The organism is Pseudanabaena sp. PCC 7367, from assembly GCF_000317065.1.
In the GTDB taxonomy this organism is placed as follows: Bacteria; Cyanobacteriota; Cyanobacteriia; order Pseudanabaenales; family Pseudanabaenaceae; genus Thalassoporum; species Thalassoporum mexicanum.
Window position 1 is genome coordinate 2,266,754 of sequence record NC_019701.1, and the last position, 18,239, is coordinate 2,284,992.

The window sequence follows — 18,239 nt, forward strand, 5'->3', positions numbered from 1 at the left end:
TGTTGCTAAAAATCCTTATCTCCATACCACTCATGAATTAGCTTTAGAGCATAAATGAGCATGCAGGAGTAAGAGACCTCTTTTTCAAGAATAGTAATCGTCCAGGCTAATTATTAAATGGTTCACCGATCTTGCCCAATATCATTGTCTTTATTGAAAGAGCATTATGAGGTTGCTTTAGAGCTAGATTTTTTTACTCTTTTAGGCGATCGCTGTGCCTGATTTTTCTTACTCACCCCAGTTGTTTTAGTAGCTTTAGATGTTTGAGTAGTTTTAGTCTTTTTAGCAGCAGTCTTACTATCCTTCTGCTTCTGGCTGACCTGCTTAGCTTTAGTCTGTCCAGCCCGACTAGACACAATCATTCCTGCTGAAGGGCAGATATCTGCCAATGAGCAACGATCGCAATCGGGTTTACGCGCATCACAAACCTCACGGCCATGATAGATCAAGCGGATCGACCAGTTTTCCCAATCCGGTTGCGGTAAAAGCTTGATTAAGTCCTGCTCCACCTTGAGCGGATCATCATGTTTGGTAAGCCCCAAGCGCTTGGTTAGGCGCTTTACATGGGTATCCACCGTTACCCCCGCATTGATATTAAATGCATGGGCTAGCACCACGTTAGCGGTTTTGCGGGCTACCCCTGGCAATTGGGTTAGTTCGGCCATCGTTTGGGGCACCTGCCCACCAAACTGACTCATCAGCATTTCACCAGTGGCGCGAATATTTTTGGCCTTGTTGCGATAAAAACCAGTCGATCGCACCAATTCCATTAGCTCGTCTAGATCGGCCGCCGCCAGTGCTTCCGCATCGGGGAAGCGAGCAAATAACCCAGGTGTAACCATATTTACACGGCGATCGGTACATTGCGCTGACAATATTACTGCCACCAGTAATTGCACCGGGGTTTCATAATCCAGACTGCAAGTAGCATCGGGATATAAATCCTTGAGCCTGCTTAAAATCTCCAGCGTTCTGGCTTTTTTGCTGGTTTTTCCACTGGCTTTTTTGTTGGCTTTTTTGCGGGGGGCAGTTTGATTATTGGGGCGATCGGCCACGAACCTCATTTACTCCTAAATAAACAGCATCAATACAAATTATTAACAGCTTAACTATTTCCTTAAACTAATCTGTCACCTTGCCCCGTATGGCTCCCAAATTTTGTAGAATTTCATTGAGTGGTGTATTACTTTACTGCTTAATTTGGAATACTTAATCCTGGGCGATAATGAAGTGTAGTTAGCCACACTCATTAGTTCTCAGTTAGTTAAAACTATTAAAATTTAATTAGCAGCCAAGAGTCTCTATGCCCTTGAATATGTACTGAGTAGCCTAATTTTCTGCTTTCATCTTGATCAATCTGTATTGACCAGTATTAATCCGTTTTATTTGTCCTCTTGAACCCAAGTAAGCGTAGGCGTAACCGTGACCTTAACGCGACCTAAAAACTCCCACCTGATCATTGCTTTTCTACCCGATGAATCGTCGGCTTTTCAAGCTTACATGTATTTAATGCGATCCCACGGCATCCCACCTCAAAATCTAGCCCTGGTGGGAGAAGGCTATAGCAGTCCAGAAAGTGTTGGCTTGCTTGAGCCAAAGCGGATGGCATGGCACTATGCAAGATACATGAGCCTGTTTCTGGGAGTGGCGGGGATGGCGATCGGCGCGCTTATTTTTGTTCTGTATAGTGAACAGATGAAGTTTCTGAGTATGAGTTATGTAGCTAAATACTCACCCCAGTTTATTGTTGTGGCGATGGCGATCGTCTTTGGCCTGTTGGGCGGCGGCTTGGGGGTGCTATTGGGGACGCTATATGGATTGCTGTTCAAGAGCAATACTTCGATTATTTGCCGGAAGCGATTGCGGCGGGGTGAATATATTTTGTTGATCGAAGGGCCTGAAGATATTACCCGACGGAGTCGTGAGATTTTGGGTAAATATACGATCGGTGCTAATCCTGAGTATGTCGATTAAGTCTGAGTATGTTGATTAAGGGAGACTAACAGGCCAGCAATAGAATTTCAACATGGCTCATCTCTGGTCAAATAATCTGCCGAAGTAGAATGCTCTGCCGAAGTAAAAGCATAAGAATGTTTGTAACTATTTCCTGCTTGTTTGGTTGGTATGGGTGATCTTGAAGATCTGAGAATTTGATCTGATTTTGCTTTTAGCATTCAGGTAATCAAGCTGCGAAGTAACCAGACTGCTGGTCCAAATGCTCAAGTAACGATTGCGATCGTGATGTTCTTGTTTCCATCCTTGACTTGTGTAGGAATAACGTTAGCGCAAAATAGCCGCAATGATTCTTGCCCAAAGCCTCAAGATCACTAGGCTCTAATCTAATATTGATCAGAATAGTTGATCAAAAAAGTCGATCGGCTTAATTCAGTTATTGAGTCAAGCAAGTTAGATCTAAATACATAAACTAAGCTAATTTAAAACTCGATCGCTAATTAGCACTGCATATAAATAGCGATCAGTTAAGCAAAATTCGCCAACTCTGGTATATAAATCAACATATAAATCAACATATAAATAGGCAGATAAAATTAAACCTGGTAATTTGGGCATTAGTTTATTAGGTAATTTAGTTTATAGCTTCCCCAAAGCCCCGATCGCAAATCTAGTCGCGCTAGATTTCACATCAGCTCAAGCCCTAAAAGTTGATTGAAGTTGATATATTCAGCTAGGTTCTTGCCACCAAAATCAAGCCAGTTATAACTAGCGATCGCTGCTTTAGCCAATTTAACCAAACTAGTTTTGATTTTGATAATTATATTTTGGTTAAGCCCGTAATATAGCCTGAGGATAATCACCGAATTATGTTGCCACCAAACTTCAGCCTCACCCATCAGCGCCGCGATCCATTCCTATGGTTTCATGTGGCTGCGATCGCTGCCGTGCCCCTCACCCTCGTGCTCAGCATGTTGGGGTTGGCGGTTGGCGATCCGGTATTTCCGGCCTGGCTGGAAATTACCTTGCTGGGTTTGCCGCCGATCGCCCTGTCGGTGTGGTTGCAAAGTAGCCAACCGATGTTTCCCTACAGCCTCTGGATCAAGTATCGCCCTGCCGACAAGCTAGAAGACAATCAACTGCGGGTATTAGCGCTGCTCAAAAGCTATGCTACTAGTTGGGTAGCGATCGTGGTGGGTGTGTTTTTGTATGTAGTCTTTCGGCAAATCTACATCGCTGCCCCCCTTGCTGCATCCATGACTTTCCTGCCAGCGGCGTTGCGACTGGTGGGGGTGCTGTGGGCACTGGTGTTCTTTGCGGTTAGTGTGTTTCTGTTGCAGGCGGGGATCGCGGCGGCGCGGATTTTGATTATGCCTGCCAGTGAGTTTATGGCAGTGCAGCCATTTGATCCGGCGGATGTGGCGAAGAGTTTTTTGGTGGTGGGGCAGCGATCGCCTAAATTATTTGAATCGGCGTTGATTGCTTTGCCTGGTGAGCGGGAAATTGAGAATACCACGGTCGAGTTGCTGGAGCCGCCCTATGGGGATGAACAAGCTGGATCGCCAACGCCTAATCAATCCGTTGCACCTGATGCTGATGTTGATGCTGATTCTGATATTGGGGCAGTAACGAAAAAAGGATCGCCGATCGATACGATCAAGCAAAAGCTCGACCAACTGCTGGCCGAAGATTCACCCATATCCCAAATAATTGCCAAGGTGGTGGCATTAATTCCTGGCCAGGGTGCGGTGCAGTCAACTCAACCTGAAAATCAACCAGATAGTACATCTGAATCTACTGCAGTGAGTCAAGCGGCTGAGCCTGAGGTTACGCCAGAGATAGAAGAACCAGCAGCAGCTAGTGCCAGCACATCCCCAGAAACAGAAGCCAAGTCCGAAGAGGCTGAGGCTGAGTGGGATGAATTGGATGATTTGCTTAATGAATCTAATGATGCTAGTGAATCTAGTGGAGTGAGTTCTGCGGCAGAACCACCCAATGCACCGATCGATTCAGATATCGATTCAGATATCGATTCGGATTTAGATGCCGAGGTGGAAGATAGCCCAGCGATCGAGCCGCCAGGTGAGCCAGAATCAAGCGATCTGGACGGTTCAGATGATGCCGATAATTGGGTGGATGATGTCACTACCAGTGAGGTAGAGGCAGAAATAGCCGAGGACACCGATCCTCAGGATCTGCCACCAGTCCCGGTAATGGTTGATCCGCCGATTGAATCTGATCCAGCAACCGAGCCAGAAATTGCTGAACCAGAAGCAGTTGAGCCGATCGCGCCTACAAACGAGACAAACGAAATAGACGAGACGATTACTCCTGAAACCAATGATGCTAATGATGCTGGCATTAGTGATGCAGAAGCAGCGGAGCCAGAAACAGCAGAACAATTGTGGGCAACTTCAGAATCTCCAGAATCTCCAGAAGAGTCGGCAGCTAATCAATCCGAAACGGTTGATCAAGTAGATAATGATCAGCAGTCTGAACCTGAACCTGATCCTGATTCAGAGTCAATCTCACCGGATATGGTGCTAAAGCGTCCTCAGCCACCCCAGGAATAATGGTCAATTATTGCTAAAGCTGGAGCGCTGCTCTGTGGCTTGGCTTTTTCGCTCTTAATCACCACCACGATCGCTGATTGCCCAGGAAGGCACTTGCGCCATAGCACAAGCCTATTTTTGTTTGATAACTTTTCGTAACAACTAAGGGGCTGCAGCCAGTGTAATATCTAGCTTAGAGATAAAATCAGCCATGTCCCAATTGGCACGATTTTAAAAATATTAGCAACTATTGCAAATTAACCTAATAACTTAAGCCAAAGACCCAGAAAGTGCCCATGAAACCATATTTAGCTGCTGCAATCCAGATGACAAGTGTGCCGGACTTGAATCGAAATTTAGCCCAGGCGGAAGACCTGGTGCAAATGGCGGTCAATCGGGGTGCGGAGCTAGTGTGCTTACCGGAAAACTTCTCATTCTTGGGCGATGAGGATGCCAAAACCACCCAGGCACAAACTATCTCTGATGCTAGCTATAAGTTTTTGGTTGATACTTCTAAGCGCTATGGCATCACGCTCTTGGGCGGTGGCTTCCCGGTGCCGGTCAGTGAAAGTAATGGCAATGGGGTGAGTAATGCAAGTAATGGCGATCGCCCCACCAAGGTCTATAACACCGCCGTTCTGATTGGTGCCGAAGGACAAGAACTGGCTCGCTACCAGAAAATGCATTTGTTTGATGTGGATCTACCCGATGGCAATACATATCGGGAGTCGGAAACAGTGCTAGCAGGCGATCAACCACCAATCGTATATCGATCGACCGATCTTGGTGGGTTGGGGCTTTCGGTTTGTTATGATATTCGCTTCCCAGAGCTATACCGCCATTTGGCTTTGAATGGTGCCAATGTTTTATTAGTGCCCGCTGCATTTACTGCCTATACCGGTAAGTTTCATTGGAAAGTGCTGCTCCAGGCCAGGGCGATCGAAAATACCAGTTATGTGATCGCTCCGGCTCAGGTGGGCTATCACAATGCGTTGCGGCAATCCCACGGCCATGCCATGATCGTTGATCCCTGGGGCACAGTGTTGGCGGATGCGGGGGATAAACCGGGAGTGGCGATCGCGGAAATCAATCCCATGCAAATCGATCAAATCCGCAAGCAAATGCCTTCACTCAAGCACGGCACCCTAAAGCTGGCTCAGGTATAGCAAATATTTGCAAAGTGATCGACTGCCCATCTGGCGATCGCCCTAAATGTAGCAGCTTGAAACATTACTCTCGGATGCAACCAGCATAGTGCCAACGCCACTGTTGGTGAAAATTTCCAATAGCAAAGAATGGGACACCCGTCCATCAATAATATGCGCGCCGCCAACACCCTGGGCTAGCGATCGCACGCAGCATTGCACCTTTGGGATCATGCCCCCGGCCACAATGCCCTCTTCGATCAAGCCTCTGGCCTGCTGAATGCTGAGGCTGCGAATCAGGGTGCCAGGATCTTTGTAATCTTGCAGGATGCCAGGAATGTCGGTTAGCAAAATCAGCTTTTCGGCTCCCAGGGCAGCGGCGATCTCTCCAGCCACGGTGTCGGCATTAATGTTATAGGATTGCCCCTTATCATCGGCGGCCACACTGGAAATAACCGGAATATGGCCAGCCTTAATCAGCGTATCGACTAATTTGATATCGATCCCAGATACTTCACCTACAAACCCTATTTCCTCGCGCCCTTGGGTCCGCGCACAAATTAAATTTCCATCTTTACCACAGAGCCCCACCGCCGAGCCGCCAGCCATATTGATCATATTTACGATCTGCTTGTTGACTCGACCCACCAGCACCATTTCCACCACATCCATAGTGGCTTCGTCGGTCACCCGCAAGCCATTAATGAACTGTGGCTCAATATTCAGCTTGCCCAACCAGGTATTAATTTCCGGGCCACCGCCATGCACCAGCACTGGCCGCAAGCCCACGATCGACATGAACACCACATCGCGCATCACTTGCTCGCGCAGGCTGGCTTCCTTCATCGCCGCGCCGCCATATTTAACCACAATGGTGCGCCCCGCAAACTTTTGCATATAGGGCAGAGCTTCACTTAAAACCTGGACGCGATCGCTGTTACTAAGCATCTAAAAATTCTCACTAATTAACCCAAGACTGTAGTTAAAACTTTGTCAGTTAAAACCAGCTTGGGCAAGACCTGTATGTAATTTTAGCTGGCTTTGTGGCGATCGATGGCTACATAGCTAACTTTTTGGTTTGGTTTCAGGTCTTAGTCTCAGGCAGAGCCAGCATAGCGGGTGAGCAGCGCCTCCATTGTGCTAGAGAGATAGGAACCCGAAACAATGCAACTGGAAAGATGATAGTGCTGATCGTCTTTTTTGTAAGTAGATTGAAAACCACTGCGCATCATATTGTCATCCATCACCCAATAGCGCTGCACGATCGATTCTGGGCCAACCCAGCCCTCGCCTTCAATCCTTTTCTCACCCAGGGCACTATGCTGCAACACAAAGGTAAAGCGACGCTCATCCACATCAATTCGGCCTTTATAGGCCATTGTGATATCTTCTTTGGCACTGTTGGGGAAAGTAAGCTTCGTGACCATCGTAAACCAGTCATCCTTTGACCAGCCCACCAGGGTTCTGCCTGTGACCGGAATCGGCATCCGATCGCCATCAAGCCAAAAGCCCTCCAGCGTCCATCTGCCTGTTTCCATTAAAAAGGTATGCGACACAGCGTGTTTACCGATTTCCTATATTTCTGTGATTAATGGTAATGGTTAATTAACTAACAATCTAGCTGCAGAACTGCCCAGAATTAGACACGAATCAGGTACGAATTAGATCAGGCCATAGATTTAAATTGGTGCGATCGCTCTAAATTTGGATTCTAAGTTGAGCCAGCATATGGTTTGAATTTAGCTATTTATATACTTATTAGCTATTTATTATGCTTAATTAGCTACTTACATACTTAGCTGATACTTCTGATGATTATATTCTTAGCTGCAGATATGTAGAAGCTTCTAGATCGCTGTCTTCAATTCTTACCACAGCACTTTATATAACTGTAGCGGTTCTGCCTTACCTTTCACCCTAACCAGATCCATCTTTTCAAATTTTAAGCTCCGATCGCTAATTCGTTCCAGGGTGGACTGGGCAATCACAATTTCATCGGCCTGAGCCACGCCGCAAATGCGACTGGTCACATTGGTCGTATCGCCGATCGTGGCATATTGAATTAACTTATCTGAGCCAATGTTACCGGCTGCCACCATGCCTGAATTGAGGCCAATGTGAATTTTAATTTCTAAATTACGCCGACTTGCCCATTGTTGATTGAGGATGCCCACTGCTTTTTGCATATCGATCGCCGCATGGATCGCTCGATCGGCATCATCCGTTTCACTATAGGGCGCACCCCAAACCGCCAACAACGCATCACCAATATATTTCTCTAAAGTGCCCTCGTACTTAAACACAATATCTTCCACCATTAAATTAAAATACTCATTCAGCATTTCAATCACCTGGCGCGGTTCCATCTTTGAGGACATTTCCGTAAAGCTGCTAATGTCACAAAACAGGGCGGTCACCTCAGTGTCAACAATTTCCAGGTTGCCTTCTTCGCGTAGCTTCTGGCTAACCGCTCTGGGAAAAAAGCGCTCTAGCTTGTCGCGCATAATCGCTTCGGTTTGCATATCCTGATAGAGCTGGTAATTGCTAATCGCGATCGCTGCCTGGTTGGCCAACCCCACTAGGAAATCTAAATCCTCTTCTGAATAGACATCACAACGAGATAAATTATCCACATACATCACGCCAATCACTTCATCGCGTGGGTTCATCGGCACACACATGGCACTGTGGATCGCCTGTTGCACAATCGATTCGGAGAGATTAAACCGCTCATCGATCGAAGCATTGGCAATTAACACGCCATCGCCATGCCGCCGCACATAATTAGTAATCCGCTTGCTATAGAATCTTGCCGCCGTAGCAGTACCGGTGCGGGTTTTGACTGCCTTTTGCTCCAGCTTATCGGTGGCTCGATCGACCAGTAGGATCGCCGCCCGATCCACATTCATAATGTTAAATAGCAGCACCAGAATCTTATCTAGCAATGGTTCTAGCTCATCTGGCTCCGACAATAACTTACTCACTTCCAATAAAATTTGCAGCTTATCTACGGCACGCTGATTGCTGTCTTGCTGCCGCAGCATTAAAATTGAGCCCTGGGTGGTGGGATTGGCTGCGGGGTTGAGCAAGTCTTGCATCTCGACGCGACTTTGCTGAGGCGATATTTGCCGCACGATCGATAGTCCGGCTGGTGATTCAATTTCCTCGTCATCGTCATCATCATGCTCGCCGGACAACTTAGCAATCATTGGCGTTGGCGTAGGCGTTGGCGCTTTCTCATTCGCTGGCGGCACCGTGGGTTTGGCCGTAGGGGAGGTGGGAAATTCGCGGTCTTGCAAAAATTTAAACACCACATCACCACACCTGACCAGGTCACCATCTTTTAATTCGGCTCGATCGATGCGTCGATTGTTGACAAAGGTGTGATTGCGACTGTTCAGATCGGTCAGGGTGGCATGATCGCCAGTAACTATAATTTCAGCATGGTGACGCGAAAGGCTCTTGTGATTGTCTAGCACGACAATGCTGTTGTCATAGCCTCGTCCCAGGCTATTTGAGCCACTATGCAGGTTATATACTCGTTCATCGGATGAGTCGGGATCTTGAATTAGATATGGCATACTCCCCTCCAGTCTTGTCAATCAATTGTTGCGCCTTTGTGCCTTACTCTCAAAGATTCTAAAACGCTGCTGCTTGCCAAACACCCTGATAGCAATGGTTAATCCGACCAGCGCCACGAATTTGAGCGGCATACTTGCTGGCGATCGGATCGCCACCGGCCAGGCAATCGATCGCAATACCGTTGCGGCCACTATCTTTGCCGGAACTATGGATATATTGCCCTGCACCTAGATAGATCGCCACATGGTTAGTTTTAGTGGTGCTGCCAAAAAAGATCAAATCTCCTGGCTCTAGTTTAGCGATCTCGATCGGTTCTAGGAAAGCTTCCTGCTGATAAGAATCACGGGGTAGTTGCACCCCCACTGAGCCAAAGGCAGCCTGCACTAGTCCAGAACAATCATAATTTGGGGCAACCGTGCCACCCCAAAGATATTCATTTGGACATGCCATTGCTACTTTTGCAAAGGCGATCGCCTGGTCAATGCGTGACTCAATCTCGGATCTGGTTAATGCTAGTGGCCGATAGGCATCAAGATCCTCAGACGCGATTGCGATTAATTTGTGCCGATCGATCGGATTAAGATAACCAACATAGGCATCGGCCAATAATTGCACCTGGATTGGTTTTTGGATATCTGCCAAGGGATCAGGTAAATCACTTAAAACTTGTAAGCAAAGCCCCCCAGCTACTTGGGTAACCAATTCCTGCAAATCAGGGCTGCTATATAGATTAATATTTTGGTTACTATGGTAGAGGCGATCGTAATTGAGCATTAGCGATAAAATTTAATTGCTAACTTGCTAACTAATGGATAGATGAATCTGGATTACGGCTCCGATCGGCCAGATTCGGCTAGATTTGCCTAGATCTTGTGTTTGCGCTCCCGCATTCCTACCTAAGTTTATTTAAAATCTATTTAACATTAGCCAATTGGTCATCGATCGATTAGCTGTCAACCCAGGCATGGCTAATGCGACTTAATTATATCGGCTTACATCAGTTAAGCTAGGTAATTGGAATTTGGGTAAGACATACATAGAGCTAAAGCTACCTTAAAGCGCTAGAAAAGCGACATAGAAACATGGCAGAAAAAGTAGTAGTAGGTTTATCCGGTGGGGTTGATAGTTCAGTGACGGCGGCGATCTTACATGATCAAGGCTATGCCGTAACTGGCCTCACCCTGTGGCTAATGAAAGGTAAGGGACAATGTTGCTCCGAAGGAATGGTGGATGCGGCCAAGATTTGCGAGCAATTGGGCGTTCCCCATGAAATTGTCGATATCCGCGATAACTTTACCCAGAATATTGTTGATTATCTGGTGACTGGCTACCAGGCTGGGATCACGCCATTGCCATGTTCGCGCTGCAATAGGGCGGTCAAATTTGGGCCAATGCTTACCTATGCCCACGATCGCCTTGGCATTGACAAGATCGCTACGGGGCACTATGCCAGAATTAGCCAAAATCCCCAAACTGGGCGCGTTCAACTGCGGCGGGCGGTCGATCGCAACAAGGATCAATCCTATTTTCTCTATGAAGTGCCCCAAACTGAACTGGGACATTGTTTGTTCCCCCTGGGCGAACTGACCAAAGCTGAAACCCGTCAGATTGCGGCGGAATTTGATCTGGCCACTGCCACTAAGCCGGAAAGCCAGGATCTTTGTTTGGTAGAATCCCACGGCTCGATGCGCGACTTTCTGGATAAATATATCAATAACCAGAAGGGCAAGATCGTGGATACGACTGGTCAGGTTCTGGGTGAACACGATGGCATCCATCACTATACGATCGGCCAACGGAAAGGACTAGGCATTGCGGCGGCACACCCATTGTATGTGGTGGCGATTAATGCGGGCAAAAATGAAGTGATCGTTGGCGATCGTGGCAGTGCCCAGGCCAAAGAATGCATGGTGCGATTGATTAACTGGGTATCGATCGCCCCAACCGAGAGCCCGATCCGCGCCGAAGTACAAATCCGTTATCGTTCCACTCCGGCAATGGCGACTGTGATGCCCCTGGCAGGCGATCGCGCCCGGATTATCTTCGACGAGCCGCAGTTTAGTATTACACCAGGACAAGCAGCGGTCTGGTACGATGGCGATCTACTGCTGGGTGGTGGCTTGATTGAGAATAATCCATTGGCTAATTAACTTTAGTTAGCTAGCTGTTGTTGTCGCCGATATGTAACCAACTAGGATCGGCAATTAAGCAGCCGTGAAATATAACCTGGTGGATTCAGGGTGATCAAGTGACATCAGCGATCGCTAAAAAGCAAGACTTCGACACATCGACTAAAGGGAATTTTCCTGGCTTTAGCCATAGTGATCGGGGTCTTAATTAATTTTGACTTAAATTCATGCTTAAGTTCATGGCTTGCGGGACTATTTCGTCTTCCAATTAAACTTCAAGTTAATCAGATAGTTCCAGGCCGTTGAGCCAGCGATCGCAATCAGGTTCGCCGCCAACCAGGGCATCCCGAAGTGATCTAACAAAGCAAAAATGCCAATGTCAATTAGAGCCCCCAAACCACAGGCAAAGCTAAACCGCAAAAATCGCACCAGCCGCGATCGCCAGCCGGTATAGAATTTGCTAGCATCACTGAAAGTCCAAACATCATTCCAAATGAAGTTATTAACGATCGCCACCGCTACGGCAATGGTTTTACTAGTTATTTTGCCCAATCCGGCATAGCGAATCAGTAAAAATGAGCCAAAAATATTGACGAATACGCCGCTAAAGCCCACCAGGCAAAACCGCAAAAATCGCCCCATTCTGCCCACTGGGACATTACCAGTCGCAAACCGCAGCCGCAGTAAATGGCGAATAAATTCTTGGTAGTGCTGCCAGCTTACCTTGCTCTCACCTTCCTGGCGTTCCGCAAAGGTGTAGCCCACCTCCGCCACCCGATCGATTCTGCCCCGCCCCATCACCTCTAGCAAAATCTTGTAGCCGATTGGATCGAGTGGTTGATTGGCGATCGCTTCGCGCCGCACCAGAAAATAGCCACTCATTGGATCAGACAGGCGCGAGGTGATTTCTGGCAAAATCCACAATGCCAAACGCACCGCCCCCCGCGATAGAAACTGGCGCACCCCATTCCAGCTACCGACACCGCCATCACCGGCATAGCGACTGGCCGCGGCCAGATCTGCCCCTGCTGCGATCGCGGTAATTAATTTTTGCAAAACTTCCGGTGGGTGTTGCAAATCCCCATCGATCACACCCAAAACATTACCCTGAGCCTGTTGCCAACCGCGAATCACTGCCGTGGCCAAACCTCGTTCCTGCTGTCGCCTGATCACCACCAATTGTGGATAATCCGGTTGCAGGGTTTGTGCCTTTTCCCAGGTGCGATCGGGACTATTGTCGTCAACGATGATCAATTCATAGCGATCGGGCAAATAGCGATCGAGGAGGGTGCAGATTGTCCGCACCAGATTGCCCACATTGGCCGCTTCATTGTAGGTGGGCACCACTAACGATAGAAAAATACTCGGATCGGCGGCATGACTAGCCAAAGGGCGATCGCTTGAATTAGGCTCAGCGCCAACCTGTGGCGATCGTAATAGCTGTAGCGATGGCACTTCTAGGTTCAACTTTCTTGACACAAATCACAAATTGATAGGGTTGGCTGCAATGGGTAGATATTTGGTTAGATATTTGGTTAGATATTTTCAAATATATTGATCGCTGTGGTTGGAGGTGAGGGAGGGGCTACGCAGACAAATCAAATCAAACTAATCAAATCAAACTAATTAAGTTAAAGGCACTAAACTTTTGGCAAGAATCCCAATGACCAGATGTTTTTACTTAAACCTAACTAATCAGTTTTATCATTCAATTGCCCACTGTTAATTTTTACCCGATCTCTGCTCAATTAGGTTCAACCTAAAGAGTGGATTTAGATCAATTAATTTGATTTTGCCCAAACTGCTGCCAACCCGATCCCTGCTCAGGGGCGATCGGTGATCCAAAATAATTCCCTGGATAGGTTAAGTTTAAATTGGGGTTGAATTAGCAACTTAAACACTGGTCTAAAATGAGCCATAGTGGCAACTTGATTTTGATTGCGTTTTGATTGCGTTTTGATTGCTTCTGAACTAGACATGTGGAAATTTTTCTAGGAGTCAAGCGGCACTATGCCATTGCGAGCCGATCAAAATGTCTACCCAGCAACATGAATTTGCAATATTCGTATATTCGTCATATAGGCTCATATTCACTTATATTCGTTTGTATTCGTTTTTGCTTAGAGATTTTGCCTGATCAAGGTGATTGCTAATGAATATTTATTAGCTTTATTTGTTGTTGCTTAATTATTTAATGAACCTGATCACAATTATTTTATTCATAGCTGGATTTGTGCTGCTGGTGGTGGGGGCAGAATTTCTGGTTAAAGGAGCAGGTAGCATTGCCAGGGTGTTGGGGATCTCCTCGCTGGTAGTGGCACTAACGGTGGTGGCCTATGGTACGAGCGCGCCTGAGGTAGCGGTTAGTGTTAGCTCAACATTTAATGGTTATTCAAATTTGGCGATCGGCAATGTGGTGGGTAGCAATATTGCAAATGTGTTATTGGTGTTGGGAATTTCGGCTACGGTTGCTCCTTTGGCCGTTTCCAAACAGCTAGTGCGCTTAGATGTACCATTGATGATCGCTCTGTCTTTGCTGCTTCTGTTCATGGGGCTTGATGGCAAGATCAATCGACTTGATGGTGCGGTGTTGTGCTTGGGAGCAGTTGCCTACACTGCGTTCACCCTTTATTACAGTTTTCGGCAGCGCCAGCCCCATGCTTCTGAGGCTTCTGAGGCTTCTGAGGTTGAAGAGGCTGAGAAGTCTGAGAATATAGGGTCAGAGACCAGTGAACATGGTGTTCAGGATTTGCAAGGAGAGCCAGCAAATTCAAGATTAGTTCAGCCCAGTAAACTAGCTGGTGAACCTGTTATATATCCTGGGGCAGTCCGGGCTGCGATGCGTCGTTATCGATTTAAATTGTTGTCCCGATTGGGTAAATATTTAGGTTTTGTGGTGGTGGGATTATTATGCCTGGTGCTGGGTTCGCGCTGGCTGGTGAATGGGGCGATCGCCTTTGCCCAACAAATTGGTGTGGATGAACTGGTGATTGGCTTGACGATCGTGGCGGTGGGGACTTCGCTGCCGGAGATCGCTACGGCTCTGGCCGCTAGCCTAAGGGGGGAAAAGGATATTGCGGTGGGCAATGTGGTGGGTAGCAATATTTTTAATATTTTGCTGGTACTTGGCATCTGCAGCATCATTACCCCCAATGGCATCACTGTTTCACAACCTGCCCTCACCTTTGATATTCCGGTGATGATTGCAGTGGCGATCGCCGCCTTGCCGATCTTTTTCAGCGGTTATAAAATCGAGCGCTGGGAAGGTATTCTGTTTTTAGCCTACTATATTGCCTATACCCTCTATTTATTCCTGAATGCTTCCGATCATCAATCCTTAGCCGCTTTTAATACAATTATGTTGGTGTTTGTGCTGCCACTCACCACAATCACGCTGGCGATTATTCTGATTACTAGCTTGCGCCAAAAGCAGCAGCACTAACCGTTAAATTTATCGCTGCTGGCTGCTGTATCCATAATATGTGTGTTGTACCTCATGTACCTCAGCAAATATCTTAGCGGCCTTAGCCCCCTGAGCCGCCCTAATCGATCGATTATTTGCACCTAGTTCGCCAAGAAAGCCAAACCAATGGAAGAGTTGACCAAGCGAGAATTATTTGCAGCGATGGCCATGCAAGGGCTTTTGGCAAATCCTTTTACTGAAACTGATCTGGTGGGCGAAGAGGCGGTCAAACAGGCCGATCGCTTAATTGCTGAGCTTTCTAGTGGCAGCCAGCATAATTTAGGTAATTCTGAGCTAGAGCTAAAGGAAGTTTTGCGCCGTGTCTATGATATCTATGGCTATGCCTGGCCCGATCAAGACAAGCGGATGATTCGGCAAATTTTGGGTATTAAAGTAAACGAGTAATTCCCATGACTGTTGGTGATTTTTTCCAAGGATTAGTAGTCTACCGGATGCCAATTTTGGTGGCGATCCTGTTGGCTCCCTGGTTCACCTGGCTAATTTGTGCATTGATTCCAGGGCGGCGAGAGGAACCATTTTTGCTCAGTGTTAATATCGGCTTTGCGGTGACCAGCTTGCTGCTGTGGGCTGGTTATTTGGCCTATGCCACCAACACTGGTGGTTGGGAGCGGGTGGTTAAGGAGGCAGATATTTTGCTCCTATTCGCACCACCCTATTACCTGGCCAGTTCGGTTTGGGTGGCTTCAAAACGGGTGCCGCTGCTGACTGTGCCTGCCTACCGGGCTTTGCAAGGGCTGGCAACGATCGCTGGCGCTTTTCTGGTGCTGTCCTGGATCTTGGGACGAATTCGGATTATTTTATTTTCCTATATTCCCTTTAGCTATTTTTTATTGATTCTGGCGGGATTGCTATTTGTGGCTTATCTGGGTTATCTCAAGCTAATTGGCAAAAAGCCTTAGTCATAATTTAGTCATAATTAGTCATAAATGGTTGTTGAGGCGATCGCTATGGTTGCAATTGATCCCTGTGGCGATCTCCTGGCATAGCAGGCTAATGCATTTTCAAGAGACTTATTTGGTATGAATGCCTGATTGATCAGAGTAATTAGATTATCACTTGCACAACATCTTGATTGAAATAACACTAAGGATGGATTACCGATTGCCAATTACCGATTACTAAGATCTGTTTAACGCCGGTTAGTAACCAGGATTACGATGAAATTAACCTATCAATCGGTCGAGTTTATTCATATTGATGCGCTAGTTGAGTTGGTTGGGGAGTTTCATCACTGCGATCGCCATCCTTTTACCACCGCAACGATCAGGGCGATCACGGAATTAGTCAATGATGATCGCTTAGGTGAGGCTTGGTTAATTTATCTGGAGCCAGACCAATCAGATAATTTAGAAGATACCCATAAGTCAGAGGAGCCATGCAATCTAGACGATTCAAAGACTTTAGCTGATCTAGATATTTCTTATGAGCAAAGCGATCGCTCCGCTTCCCTGGATTTTCTGGATCGCTCTGCCTATTCCCCCCAGAATTATAGTTTCAGCAACGCGAATGAGCGACAGTTGGCAAGCCGATCGGTGAACCAACCAGCCCAGCCAAATTCAGGGCAAGAGATAGATCGAGCGATCGGTTACGTGCTGATTACCTATGCTTTCAGCCTGACTGAATTGGGGCGGATTGCGGTTCTAGACGAGATTTATTTAAAAGCACCCTATCGCGGTCAGGGGATTGGTAAGCAGGTGTTGGTATTTGTGGAAAACTATTGCCAATCGATCGGCCTGAAATCTATCTATCTGGAAGTAAGACGCGATAACGAACTAGCCCAAAAGTTGTATCAAAATATGGGTTATACGGCGATCCCAGAGCGCTATGCGATGTATAAACGGATTTAGGTTATTTAGGCTTAAGAGCAGTAAGGGCAAATAGTTAGAGGTTGCGAATAATATCTGGCAACTCGATCGGCACATTAATTTTCTCTGGGTCAATTGTGGCAGCGATCGACTCCAGCAAGACCTTACGCAATAATTCCGGCAGTAAGACCCCAGCCGCATTCTCGGAGGTCAACCCTTCAAACCGCAGATCATTAACCGCCAGGGTTTGATCGGCCAACACCTGATCAAAAATCGTCGCCTTAACGATTGTTTCCACCCGATCGACGGTAACTAAATCGGCCTGGAATCGTTTTTCTGCACGATCATCTGGTTGTGCTTCTTGCTTTTGTTTATTCTCCTGTAAATTTTTAACCACCACCAGTAAGTTATTGTTCAATCGATTTTGCTCAATATTAAAACTAAGCTGACCGATCGCAAATTTATGCAGTTGCACCACATTACTAAATAAATTCCAGGGTGGGGTCTCTACCTGTAGTTGCGATACTTTGAGCAAATGGGGCGTAGAAAAAGTGGGTGGATTGCTAATTATAAAATTATTAATGCGCAAATGCCCGGTAAACAAGTTGACATTAATACTTTCGATCGCCGTATTCACACCCATCGCCAGGGTACTCTCGCGCTCAATCTCACTGCGAATCACGCCGCCCAGGGTGATCGAAAAGATCGCCAATGCTGCCACCAAGCCAACCAGAAACCAAATCAATATTTTACGGATTGACTTTATCATTCCCGCTCTGCTGTGCCTTTGAGTTGCGATTGACCTGGTTCGAGTCGTTCGAGTTACCAAGAGTTGTGATGCCCTATCTAGGTTTAGATTGCCTGATTGCTACATATGGTTGAAAAGGTTTGGAAGGTGAAGCAGCCGAGTCAAAACTTAAGCGTTGAATTGAGTGATGCAAATCGATGCCATTAGCTTTAATTTAGAGGCGCGATAGCTTTAATTAGAGGTGCGATCAAATATGCCATGAAACGGAATAACGTAATAGAGATAGCCTTAAAAATACAATAACCAGGGCAATAATCTAATCTTGCGATCGCTGGTTCTAAGCACGTTGGTCTGTTGGTCTAATTACTCAGGCTAATCTTGTGACCTATAACCTTAATTACTGCTTTGATGTTGGTATTTGTCACCGTGGGCGAAAACGGCCAAGGCTCATGCTCTAGCCTTAATCATAATGGTTGGTTAAGGAATAGACTAGGTATGATTAGCTAATTGTTGGTGCAGTTAATTACCATTGGTTAAGCCATTTAGTTTTAGGTCAAGCAATCCTGGCTAACTGAATCTATAATGCGGCTTTACTGCGGCTTTACTGCGGCTTTGGTCTAATTAGCTAGTAGATTCGATCGCTATTATTTAACACTTAGATGTTTTCCTAGAGCCGATCAAAGCATGATTTACGCTGAATTGGTCTAAATCTTAGGTTGTTTACCAAATTCAAGTGCTTTATTTTAGTTGATCAGATAGTCAATTGAATCGGCTATGTAAAATGTTAGAGGGATCGCTAGTTTTTCCTGATCGCATCGCAGCTTATAAATCTGACAAATCC

Annotated in this window: 15 protein-coding genes and 1 pseudogene; 8 read left to right on the forward strand and 8 right to left on the reverse strand. The window is 46.6% G+C overall.

What is annotated here, in order from left to right; translation table 11 throughout:
• Positions 1-365: 365 nt before the first annotated feature.
• Positions 366-968, reverse strand: a pseudogene (gene nth / locus PSE7367_RS08955) (endonuclease III); the annotation flags it as partial.
• 454 nt (positions 969-1,422) lie between these two features.
• On the opposite strand from nth, the gene PSE7367_RS08960 reads away from it, so the two are divergent.
• On the forward strand, positions 1,423-1,974 hold the full coding sequence (locus tag PSE7367_RS08960) for a hypothetical protein (RefSeq protein ID WP_015165044.1): 552 nt from the start codon (positions 1,423-1,425) through the stop codon (positions 1,972-1,974).
• A gap of 456 nt (positions 1,975-2,430) precedes the next feature.
• Here the strand turns inward: PSE7367_RS08960 and PSE7367_RS21925 are convergent, their stop codons facing one another.
• Complete coding sequence (locus PSE7367_RS21925) at positions 2,431-2,571, reverse strand: hypothetical protein (protein ID WP_015165045.1); 141 nt, start codon at positions 2,569-2,571, stop codon at positions 2,431-2,433.
• 251 nt (positions 2,572-2,822) lie between these two features.
• Between PSE7367_RS21925 and PSE7367_RS08970 the strand changes: the two genes are divergently transcribed.
• Positions 2,823-4,526 (forward strand): low-complexity tail membrane protein, encoded by a 1,704-nt coding sequence (locus tag PSE7367_RS08970; protein WP_015165046.1) that lies wholly within the window; start codon positions 2,823-2,825, stop codon positions 4,524-4,526.
• A gap of 275 nt (positions 4,527-4,801) precedes the next feature.
• Positions 4,802-5,671, forward strand: coding sequence for a carbon-nitrogen hydrolase family protein (locus PSE7367_RS08975; protein WP_015165047.1), 870 nt, complete (start codon positions 4,802-4,804; stop codon positions 5,669-5,671).
• Between the two features lie 42 nt (positions 5,672-5,713).
• Here PSE7367_RS08975 and argB read toward each other — a convergent pair whose 3' ends face one another.
• From argB to PSE7367_RS08995, 4 genes are all read right to left on the reverse strand, one after another.
• Positions 5,714-6,598 carry an acetylglutamate kinase gene (argB, locus tag PSE7367_RS08980; RefSeq protein WP_015165048.1) on the reverse strand — a complete coding sequence of 295 codons (885 nt, stop codon included), beginning with the start codon at positions 6,596-6,598 and terminating at the stop codon, positions 5,714-5,716.
• A 149-nt stretch (positions 6,599-6,747) separates the two neighbouring features.
• On the reverse strand, positions 6,748-7,188 hold the full coding sequence (locus PSE7367_RS08985; protein WP_015165049.1) for a hypothetical protein: 441 nt from the start codon (positions 7,186-7,188) through the stop codon (positions 6,748-6,750).
• A gap of 330 nt (positions 7,189-7,518) precedes the next feature.
• Positions 7,519-9,231, reverse strand: coding sequence for an adenylate/guanylate cyclase domain-containing protein (locus tag PSE7367_RS08990; RefSeq protein ID WP_015165050.1), 1,713 nt, complete (start codon positions 9,229-9,231; stop codon positions 7,519-7,521).
• 58 nt (positions 9,232-9,289) lie between these two features.
• Positions 9,290-10,006, reverse strand: coding sequence for a C40 family peptidase (locus PSE7367_RS08995; protein ID WP_015165051.1), 717 nt, complete (start codon positions 10,004-10,006; stop codon positions 9,290-9,292).
• A gap of 308 nt (positions 10,007-10,314) precedes the next feature.
• Here PSE7367_RS08995 and mnmA point away from each other — a divergent pair, with 308 nt between their 5' ends.
• Positions 10,315-11,382 (forward strand): tRNA 2-thiouridine(34) synthase MnmA, encoded by a 1,068-nt coding sequence (mnmA, locus tag PSE7367_RS09000; protein WP_015165052.1) that lies wholly within the window; start codon positions 10,315-10,317, stop codon positions 11,380-11,382.
• Between the two features lie 231 nt (positions 11,383-11,613).
• On the opposite strand, the gene PSE7367_RS09005 is transcribed toward mnmA, so the two are convergent.
• Positions 11,614-12,840, reverse strand: a complete 1,227-nt coding sequence (locus tag PSE7367_RS09005) for a glycosyltransferase (protein ID WP_015165053.1) — start codon at positions 12,838-12,840, stop codon at positions 11,614-11,616.
• 715 nt (positions 12,841-13,555) lie between these two features.
• Here PSE7367_RS09005 and PSE7367_RS09010 point away from each other — a divergent pair.
• The 4 genes from PSE7367_RS09010 to PSE7367_RS20350 all read left to right on the forward strand — a co-directional run bounded on the left by PSE7367_RS09010 (position 13,556) and on the right by PSE7367_RS20350 (position 16,692).
• Entirely contained in the window at positions 13,556-14,803 is a 1,248-nt protein-coding gene (locus PSE7367_RS09010; RefSeq protein WP_015165054.1) for a calcium/sodium antiporter, read from the forward strand.
• A 147-nt stretch (positions 14,804-14,950) separates the two neighbouring features.
• Entirely contained in the window at positions 14,951-15,229 is a 279-nt protein-coding gene (locus PSE7367_RS09015; protein ID WP_015165055.1) for a hypothetical protein, read from the forward strand.
• Between the two features lie 5 nt (positions 15,230-15,234).
• Positions 15,235-15,744, forward strand: coding sequence for a hypothetical protein (locus tag PSE7367_RS09020; RefSeq protein ID WP_015165056.1), 510 nt, complete (start codon positions 15,235-15,237; stop codon positions 15,742-15,744).
• 258 nt (positions 15,745-16,002) lie between these two features.
• On the forward strand, positions 16,003-16,692 hold the full coding sequence (locus tag PSE7367_RS20350; protein ID WP_015165057.1) for a GNAT family N-acetyltransferase: 690 nt from the start codon (positions 16,003-16,005) through the stop codon (positions 16,690-16,692).
• 34 nt (positions 16,693-16,726) lie between these two features.
• On the opposite strand, the gene PSE7367_RS09030 is transcribed toward PSE7367_RS20350, so the two are convergent.
• Positions 16,727-17,419: an AsmA family protein gene (locus tag PSE7367_RS09030; protein ID WP_015165058.1), complete on the reverse strand. Its 693-nt coding sequence runs from the start codon at positions 17,417-17,419 to the stop codon at positions 16,727-16,729.
• Positions 17,420-18,239: the final 820 nt, after the last annotated feature.